Source organism: Sulfuricaulis sp., from assembly GCF_049587675.1.
Taxonomy (GTDB): domain Bacteria; phylum Pseudomonadota; class Gammaproteobacteria; order Acidiferrobacterales; family Sulfurifustaceae; genus Sulfuricaulis.
Window position 1 is genome coordinate 1 of sequence record NZ_JBAVEJ010000153.1, and the last position, 7,849, is coordinate 7,849.

The 7,849-nt window shown below is 59.4% G+C and carries 11 protein-coding genes and 1 tRNA gene; 1 reads left to right on the forward strand and 11 read right to left on the reverse strand.

The genetic code is table 11. The features are described from left to right. Positions 1–104: 104 nt before the first annotated feature. Both WB402_RS07790 and WB402_RS07795 read right to left on the reverse strand, forming a co-directional pair. Positions 105–180, reverse strand: a tRNA-Lys gene (locus tag WB402_RS07790). Between the two features lie 109 nt (positions 181–289). Beyond that, on the reverse strand, positions 290–1,426 hold the full coding sequence (locus tag WB402_RS07795) for a YeeE/YedE family protein (RefSeq protein WP_424206602.1): 1,137 nt from the start codon (positions 1,424–1,426) through the stop codon (positions 290–292). 239 nt (positions 1,427–1,665) lie between these two features. On the opposite strand from WB402_RS07795, the gene WB402_RS07800 reads away from it, so the two are divergent. Beyond that, positions 1,666–1,899, forward strand: coding sequence for a sulfurtransferase TusA family protein (locus WB402_RS07800; protein ID WP_424206604.1), 234 nt, complete (start codon positions 1,666–1,668; stop codon positions 1,897–1,899). Positions 1,900–1,921: 22 nt separating this feature from the next. On the opposite strand, the gene tusB is transcribed toward WB402_RS07800, so the two are convergent. From tusB to tolA, 9 genes are all read right to left on the reverse strand, one after another. Next, the gene (gene tusB, locus WB402_RS07805; RefSeq protein WP_424206606.1) at positions 1,922–2,215 is read right to left on the reverse strand and encodes a sulfurtransferase complex subunit TusB; all 294 of its coding nucleotides are present in this window, start codon (positions 2,213–2,215) and stop codon (positions 1,922–1,924) included. A 9-nt stretch (positions 2,216–2,224) separates the two neighbouring features. Next, positions 2,225–2,626: a DsrE family protein gene (locus tag WB402_RS07810; RefSeq protein WP_424206608.1), complete on the reverse strand. Its 402-nt coding sequence runs from the start codon at positions 2,624–2,626 to the stop codon at positions 2,225–2,227. Positions 2,627–2,657: 31 nt separating this feature from the next. Further along, complete coding sequence (tusD, locus tag WB402_RS07815) at positions 2,658–3,014, reverse strand: sulfurtransferase complex subunit TusD (RefSeq protein WP_424206610.1); 357 nt, start codon at positions 3,012–3,014, stop codon at positions 2,658–2,660. Positions 3,015–3,128: 114 nt separating this feature from the next. Next, a complete protein-coding gene (queC, locus tag WB402_RS07820) occupies positions 3,129–3,821 on the reverse strand; it encodes a 7-cyano-7-deazaguanine synthase QueC (protein ID WP_424206612.1) in 693 nt (230 codons plus the stop codon). Next, the gene (queE, locus tag WB402_RS07825; RefSeq protein WP_424206614.1) at positions 3,805–4,497 is read right to left on the reverse strand and encodes a 7-carboxy-7-deazaguanine synthase QueE; all 693 of its coding nucleotides are present in this window, start codon (positions 4,495–4,497) and stop codon (positions 3,805–3,807) included. Before queE ends, queC begins: the two co-directional genes overlap by 17 nt. Before the next feature lie 3 nt (positions 4,498–4,500). Next, the gene (gene ybgF, locus WB402_RS07830; RefSeq protein WP_424206616.1) at positions 4,501–5,286 is read right to left on the reverse strand and encodes a tol-pal system protein YbgF; all 786 of its coding nucleotides are present in this window, start codon (positions 5,284–5,286) and stop codon (positions 4,501–4,503) included. Between the two features lie 5 nt (positions 5,287–5,291). Beyond that, entirely contained in the window at positions 5,292–5,816 is a 525-nt protein-coding gene (gene pal, locus WB402_RS07835) for a peptidoglycan-associated lipoprotein Pal (RefSeq protein WP_424206618.1), read from the reverse strand. A 3-nt stretch (positions 5,817–5,819) separates the two neighbouring features. Next, positions 5,820–7,139 carry a Tol-Pal system beta propeller repeat protein TolB gene (tolB, locus tag WB402_RS07840; protein WP_424206620.1) on the reverse strand — a complete coding sequence of 440 codons (1,320 nt, stop codon included), beginning with the start codon at positions 7,137–7,139 and terminating at the stop codon, positions 5,820–5,822. Beyond that, positions 7,139–7,849 (reverse strand): cell envelope integrity protein TolA (gene tolA, locus WB402_RS07845; RefSeq protein WP_424206622.1); only part of this gene is annotated, 711 nt, incomplete at its 5' end. The genes tolA and tolB, both read right to left, overlap by 1 nt.

A 7,849-nucleotide genomic window follows, 5' to 3' on the forward strand; every position in this document is an offset into this window, starting at 1 on the left:
ACCTTCCGGTCTCCGGAAATCTGCGTTCGGCGTCCAATAGTTTTGAGAGTTTTTTGAGAGAATTTTGAGTGCGGCGGATGGAATGTCCGTAACCTATTGATTATTGGTGGGCCGTGGTGGACTTGAACCACCGACCAACTGGTTAAAAGCCAGCTGCTCTACCGACTGAGCTAACGGCCCGCGTGTGCCAAAGTGGGGAAAAACGGGAGGCGGCATTATCCAGAGGCTACACAGGCCTGTCAAACCGAATGACTCGGTCCGGAGAAACGCAAAATCAGCCTGATCCAGGCTAACGGGCGGCGGGCAGCAACCTCATGTCCGCCAGCGCCAGTCGCAGCGCCCAAAAGAAACCCTTCTCATCCATCAAGTAGTATTCCATCTTCATGGTCAACGCGGCGCCGAAGATGATCATGGTCAGCGTGATGACCGCGCCCAGCGCCAGCGTGGACATGCCGGTGACGCCCTGGCCGATGGTACAACCCAGGGCGATGACGCCGCCAAATCCCATGAGCACGCCGCCAATCACGTGGTTAACCATGTCTCCGCGTGAACTGAAAGTTTCAATGTGGAAATTTCCAGAAAGCACGGCATAGAGAAACGAACCGGCGATGATTCCGAAAACCGCGGCGATGCCGAAGTTGATCGTGGATCCGGTGAAAGTCATCAGGTAATTCACGTTTTCCGCGACCGGCGCGACGAAGGTATAGGATTCGAGCCGTACCGGTTCGAACTCATCGAAACCGATCTTGCCGGTGATATACCAGCCCGCGACGATGAACAGCCCGATGCTGACACCGGCGAACAGGTTTTTAAAACTTTTGAGAAACTCGGCGCTGGCCAGAGCGTAGATTGTGAATCCCAGACCGGTAATGCCTGCTACGATCCAGCGCACCGTATTTGCATCCGCGGCGCCGGTGGCCGCCTGGATCAGCGTCGCCATGCTCTGGTCCGCGATGTTGCGTACCGCCAAGTCGATATTCGTGACCTCGATGACATTCAGGCGCACCAGCGCCAGCAGCCCGCGCAGGGTCATGTAGGCCGTGATACCCATCAGCAGCATCACCACCAGGGACTTAAGATTGCCGCCGCCGGTGCGTACCAGCGTGCGCTGCCCGCATCCGCCGCCCAGCGTCATGCCCACGCCGAAGAGAAACCCGCCGAGGAGATGCCCGAGCCAGCCGAAGTTGGCGGAAAGATAAATGGATTTGTTGAGATCGATGTAACCCAGCGCCTGTAACAATTGCGAGCCGAGGATGGCGACACCGATCGCCAGAAACCAGGCGCGCAGACGATTCTTGTCGCCCATGTTCACCCAATCGCTCACCGCGCCCATGGTGCAGAAGTTTGTCTTGTTGGCGATGGCGCCGAATGCCACGGCCACCAGAAATCCCCACATGGCTACGTTATGAACATTACTGAGTTCCATATTCCCCCGCTTACTGCCTTAAGGCGAAAAAACACATGACCGCTCTAGACGCAAATATCCGGGGCTTTATTCCTGGACCCCCCATGGATTATTTTGCGCGGCTTTGACGTCTAGCGCCATAGCCACCGGTCACTGAATCCCGGCGCTCGCCATGACATTTCGACGTACGCAACAGGGCTTACCCGAAGATACCGGGGGCGTTAGAATAACTACCCAGTATTCACCATGAGGTACAACCGATGCCGACCTTTGACAAAGAACTGGACACCAGCGGGCTTAACTGTCCCATGCCCGTCATGAAGTGCAAAAAAATGTTGCAATCACTGGCGCCCGGACAGGTACTGCATCTGCTGGCCACCGACGTCGGCACCAAGAGCGATATTCCTGCCCTGGTGAGCAAGACCGGCGATCAGATCGTGGAATCCAGCGAAGCGAACGGAAAGTTTCACTACTATATCAAGAAGGGGGGGTAAAACCCGCCCCTGGATTATTATCTTACAGCCAGGCGTGGACCGGGTGCTTTTCCACCAGATCCACGAAATCGCCATAACTCGCGACGCGAACCTCTTTCACGAGATTGTCCAGGCCGCGGGCCTTCAAATCCGCCTCGATGGCATAAACCGCGTGCCGCCTCACAGCCTGTTCGATCAGGGACGATTTGATGGTGCCCGTGACACACGCGTACACGCCGTCTTCCAGCAACAGAATGACATCGCCCTCGCGCGCCAGCCGCAGGCAATTTTCCAGCGCGCTGTTCTGGAACGGTGACTTATTGATGGTATGGAGCATGGGCAAATCCTAGAATGAGACAATGCTGTGCTGTTCGGCCATCATCGCGGCAATGTCAGCGGTATCCAGCACCTTGGGACGGATCGGTGCACCGCTGTCATCGTCCTTGCCGATCGCAATAATCGCGTCTTCGGGAATTCCACGGTCTTTCAGCGATTGCCGGTCCACGTAGACCTTCGTGACTTCCCAGTCCACGAGCGCGCCAAGCGAAGCCATGAAACCCTTGATGCCGAGCCCCTTCGTGTCCTGGCCCGCGTGCAGCGCGAGGACACCATCGTCGAGGAACACCACGGAAAGATCCATCTCGTAGGTCGCGAAAATGAACATGACCTCGATGGACTCCTGCACGTAAATGCTGCCGTGCGGTGGCTTGCGCACCGTCACCATGACCTTCTTGCCTTTCTCTGTCATGAGCCCCGCCTGTGTCTTGATGCCTGAAAAATCAATCGCCGAACGTCACCATCCGGTCGGACTCATGGATCATGCTCGCGAGCTGCCCCAGTCCCGAGATGCGGATATTCGGCGCCAGCACCTCGTTGGTGATGCCGCGGCGCTTGGCCGCGGCTACGCATACCACCATGTCGATGCCGGTCGCGCCCAGTTCCGACCAGCGCTTGGAAATATGCCGGTCATCCTGTGGCGGGTCCATGAGTTTGGTGGCGTTATACACGCCATCGTCGTAGAAAAAGATGCCCCGGATAGTGTGGCCCTTGGCGAGGGCAGCCTGGATAAAGTGGTAAGCGCTGTCGGAGGCTTCGTGATTATAAGGGCCTTCCAGAACCAGAATTGAAATTATCATTATTATTTCTCCAAAATTCCTGGGTGTTCTGGTCGTGCCGTTCCGAAAGTTCGTCCCCTTGAAGAATAGTCCAATATTGCCAAGATGGGGGAAAATTTCCAGTCCTGGCGGGCCTTATCTCCGGTAACGAGTGGGGTCCGTGACACCGGCCTCGGCGAAGCCCTGAGCGCGCAGGCGGCAGGAATCGCAACGTCCGCAGGCGAGGCCGGCCGCATCCGGGTCGTAGCACGACAATGTCAGCGAATAATCCACGCCCAGGCGCACCCCCTCGCGAATGATTTCATGCTTGCGCAGCTTCATCAGTGGCGCACGCACGCGGAACCCGCGTCCCTCGACCCCGGCGCGCGTGGCCAGGTTCGCGAGCCGTTCGAACGCCTGGATGAATTCCGGACGGCAGTCGGGATAGCCGGAGTAGTCCACGACATTGGCGCCAATATAGATATCGGCGGCGCCGAGCACCTCGGCCCAGCCGAGCGCGATGGAAAGAAACACCGTGTTGCGCGCCGGCACGTAGGTCACCGGAATGCCGGCGGAAAATTCCTGTGGCACGGGGATCGCCGCGTCGGTCAGTGCCGAGCCGCCCATCCAGCCGATGTCGAGTTTGACCACGCGATGATCGGCCGCCCCCTGTGCCTGCGTCACGTGGCGTGCGGCATCGAGTTCCGCGCGGTGTCGCTGGCCGTAGTCGAAAGTGAGCGCGTAACAGCGCGCGCCCGTGGCCGCGGCGAGCGCGAGCACCGTGGCCGAATCGAGCCCGCCGGAGACCAGTACCACGGCTTTTCCGCCGGCGTCAGTGTCCGCGGGCATCGTTCCACAGAATTTTGTGCAGTTGAATCTGCAGGCGCACCGGCAAGCGGTCGGCGAGAATCCATTCGGCGAGATCGGTCGGATTCAACTGCCCGTGACAGGGAGAAAACAGCACCTCGCCGATCCGGTCGAGCTTGTGTTCGGCGAGCTGCGTGCGGCTCCATTCGTAATCCGTGCGGTCGCAGATCACGAACTTGATCTGATCTTTTTTCGCCAGCTGCGCGATGTTGGCGTACAGGTTGCGCTTTTCCTCCCCGGACCCTGGCGTTTTGAGATCCATCACGATGCTCACCCGGGGATCGATACCGGCGACATCGAGCGCACCGCCGGTCTCGAGCGACACTTCATAGCCCTGATCGCACAGGGCGGTAAGCAGTTCGCGGCAAGGGCGTTGCGCCAGCGGCTCGCCGCCGGTGACGGTGACATAACGCGGGGCATACTCGGCAACGCGGCGCAGGATATCGTCAAACTCCATCCATTGCCCGCCGTAGAATGCATATTCCGTATCGCAGTAGGAGCAGCGCAGGGGGCAACCGGTCAACCGGACGAATACCGTGGGACAACCTACCGTGCGTGCTTCACCCTGAAGGGAAAAAAATATTTCGGTGATGCGCAGCCGGTCGCCGGCGGAAGACGCCGGCCGGGTGTTAGCGGTTGATGTGTCGGTTTGCGACACAAGTTAACGCTTCTCTTTTTTCATTTTCGCCAAACGCTGTTCCGCCGATTTCGCCGCCGGCGTACCGGGATAGCGCGCCATCACCTGATTGAGGCTCTCGCGCGCCTTGGCCCATTCACCCAGGTCGTAATGGCAGTAGCCGGTTTTCAACATCGCGTCCGGCACTTTTGGGCTTTTCGGATGATCACTCATGAGCTTGCCGAATTCCTCCAGCGCCTGACGGAAATTGCGCGCCACGTAATAAGCCTCGCCCAGCCAGTAGCGGGCGTTGTCACGCAAAGCGCTTTGCGGATATTTCGCAAGAAAGTCGCGAAAACCCTTGGCGGCGCGTTCATAGAAGCCCTGCTTCATCAGGTTGAACGCTGCGTCGTAATCCTGCTGCTCCTGGGCCGAACCGGCCGACGCCGCTGAACCTGACGCCACGGGAGCGGCATTGGCATCGGGTGAAGGAGCCGCAGTGCCGCGACGTTCAAGCTCACTCACCCGCCGGTCAATATCGGCGAGCAATTCGCGCTGACGTACCTTCAGGCGCTCGATCTCGTTCGCCTGCACTTCCACCTGGCCACGCAGGTTCCGCACTTCCGCCTGCGTCGTCTCCAGCTGCTGCAGGAGGTCGGCCAGCACCTCTCGCGAGGGTGTCGACGAGGTCGGCGTCGAACCGGCCCCCAGCTCAACCACCGGCGGCAGGTTGCGTGAACCCTCAGCCGCGCCTGCGGTTGGCAAGGCCGGAATCGACACGCCGGCCGCCAGTATCCCGGCCAAAGCGATGAAACGCCGGGAAAGCGGCATCGGCGTTATTTATAGACGATCTCTGCGCGGCGATTCTGGCGCCAGCAGGATTCGTTGTGCTCCTGGCACAGCGGCTTTTCCTCGCCGTAGGACACCGTCTTGATACGGTTGCCGGCCACGCCTAGCACTTTCATCATCTTCTCGACGGCCTGCGCGCGACGCTCGCCCAGTGCCAGGTTGTACTCGCGCGTGCCGCGCTCGTCGCAGTTACCTTCGAGACTCAGCTTGATCTGCGGGTTGGCCACGAGATGGGCGGCATGGGCCTCAATGATCGCGCGCGCCTCGTCATCGATGGTGCTGCTGTCAAAGGCAAAGTGCACGCGGCGCTGCGCCAGCAGCTCGGCGCGGCGCTGTTTTTCCTGGTCAGAAAGCGCAGCACCGGTCGCGGATTTGTCCGTCGCGGGCGCGGTCTCCGCCGACGCGGCGCCTTTTTCATCCCCGGCGGTGGGTTTGGTCGCCTCCTCTCCAGCGCAACCGGCCAGGGCCAATGCGATGAGCAACGATACGGCGAGATATTTCCTTTTCTTCATGTTTCACTCCTTATATTGCAGTTCACGGTTGTAAGGCGACCAGGCGGGCTCGCGGATATCGCCCTCCTCGAATTTAAACAGCTGGCGTACTCGCCCGTCAGCGGAGACCGAGGCCAGTACCCCCCGCCCCCGGACCTCGGTGGCATAGATAATCATACGCCCATTGGGGGCAAAACTGGGCGATTCGTCAAGCGAAGTATCGGTCAACACCTGCTGCGTTTTGTTGTCGAGGCGCATAACAGCGATACGAAAAGCTCCCTGGTTGCGACTGACAAACGTGATCGATTTGCCATCTGCCGCATATGAGGCACGTGCGTTGTAATCGCCGTCAAAGGTCAAGCGCTCGGTCGACCCGCCGGAAGCGTTCATGCGATAGATTTGCGGCGATCCGGCGCGGTCAGAAGTAAAAATTATATCACGCCCGTCAGGCGACCAGGAAGGCTCGGTATCGATGGCCGGATCGAATGTCAGCCGCTTCAGTGCCCGTGAGTTGAGAAGCATCACGTAAATTTCGGCATTGCCATCCCGTGACAGGGTCAACGCCAGCCGGGTGCCGTCGGGCGACCAGGCCGGCGCGCTGTTGATGCCGGTGAATTCAGCCAGCAATTCGCGGCGCCCGTCTGTCAGGTTCTGGACATACACCTTCGAGCGCCTGTCTTCAAACGAAACATAAGCCAGACGATTACCGTCGGGCGACCACGCTGGCGACATCAACGGTTCGGCGGAGCGGACCACAGTCTGGGCGTTGAAGCCATCAGAATCCGCCACTTGCAGCTTGTAGACCGGCGGCAAACCCCGGGGCGGTTCCTCGCGCGTGACATAGGCGATGCGGGTACTGAAGGCGCCGGGCTCGCCGGTGATTTTTTCGTAGATGATGTCGCTGATCTGGTGCGCGACCGAACGTAACAGATCGGCGCTTACGTTGTAGCGGAAACCGGCGATCTGTGTCTCCTTGAAAACGTCAAACAACCGGAACTGCACCTGAAACTTGCCCGGCGTCGCCAAGCGCACGCTGCCGATCGTCAGCGCCTCGGCCTTGAGGATGCGCCAGTCCTTGAATACAACGTCCTTGTCCTCGTGCGGCGTGGAAATGAAATCCTTGCGGGGCAGCACGGCAAACCGTCCGCTGCGCGCGAGATCAGCTTCGACGATGTCAGATACATTCTGGCTCGGTTTGGCCGGTCCTTCCCAGCTGAACGGCACGATGGCAATGGGCGTGCCGGTGTCCACTCCGCGCGTGATCTCGATGGTCAGCACCGCGCTCGCGCTGAAGGACCACAGCAACATTACCGTCATGGCAATCCATTTCAAGGAAATAAGCATTATCTTTTCAGCTCCTTATCCGGATCAAATACAAACTCGATTTCACGGAAATTATCGAACAAGGTCGGGTCCTCCGGCAACGGCAACGGCGCGGCCTTGTACACCGCGTATTCAACCGAGCGGTCGAATATCTCGTTGCCGCTGGAACGCACCACGGCGGCCGATAGCACCTCGCCAGCCGGCGTGAGGCGTACATGCACCACGCATTTCAGCCCTTTGGCGATACCGACCGGACTATTCCAGCTGCGGCTGACCCGTTGTCGGATCAGCGGAATATACTTGTCGACGATGGTGGCCGCATGCACTGCTTTCGCAGCGTCGGCACGCTGTTTTTCCTCCGCCGCCAGCTGCTCCTGCAGTGACTGTTCGGTCAGTTTCTGCCGGCGCTTATCTTCATTCTTGCGCTCAAGCTCGGCGGCGCGTTTCTGCTGTTCCTTCTCCTCGGCTTCTTTCTTCTTGCGTTCCACGATGAGACGTTGCTGCGCCTGTTCCTCGTCCTGCGTTTTCTTCAACTCCGCTTGACGGCGTTTTTCCGCCTCGGCCTTTTTGCGTGCCTCTTCCTCTTCCTGCCCGCGCTTGTCTGCCACCTCGGACTTGCGCGCTGCCTGATCCGGCACAACCACGGCCTGAATCACCTGATCGGTGGACGGAGCCATGGTCCAGCGGAACCCGATGACAACAAGGCCGATCACCACTGCATGCACCAATAC

Excerpts from the sequence above, each read along its gene's own strand:
- WB402_RS07810 (WP_424206608.1), bottom strand. The coding sequence starts at position 2,626 with ATGACAGAGAAAGGCAAGAAGGTCATGGTGACGGTGCGCAAGCCACCG.
- tusD (WP_424206610.1), bottom strand. The coding sequence starts at position 3,014 with ATGATAATTTCAATTCTGGTTCTGGAAGGCCCTTATAATCACGAAGCC.
- queC (WP_424206612.1), bottom strand. The coding sequence starts at position 3,821 with ATGCCCGCGGACACTGACGCCGGCGGAAAAGCCGTGGTACTGGTCTCC.
- WB402_RS07800 (WP_424206604.1), top strand. The coding sequence starts at position 1,666 with ATGCCGACCTTTGACAAAGAACTGGACACCAGCGGGCTTAACTGTCCC.
- tolB (WP_424206620.1), bottom strand. The coding sequence starts at position 7,139 with ATGCTTATTTCCTTGAAATGGATTGCCATGACGGTAATGTTGCTGTGG.
- WB402_RS07795 (WP_424206602.1), bottom strand. The coding sequence starts at position 1,426 with ATGGAACTCAGTAATGTTCATAACGTAGCCATGTGGGGATTTCTGGTG.
- pal (WP_424206618.1), bottom strand. The coding sequence starts at position 5,816 with ATGAAGAAAAGGAAATATCTCGCCGTATCGTTGCTCATCGCATTGGCC.
- tusB (WP_424206606.1), bottom strand. The coding sequence starts at position 2,215 with ATGCTCCATACCATCAATAAGTCACCGTTCCAGAACAGCGCGCTGGAA.
- ybgF (WP_424206616.1), bottom strand. The coding sequence starts at position 5,286 with ATGCCGCTTTCCCGGCGTTTCATCGCTTTGGCCGGGATACTGGCGGCC.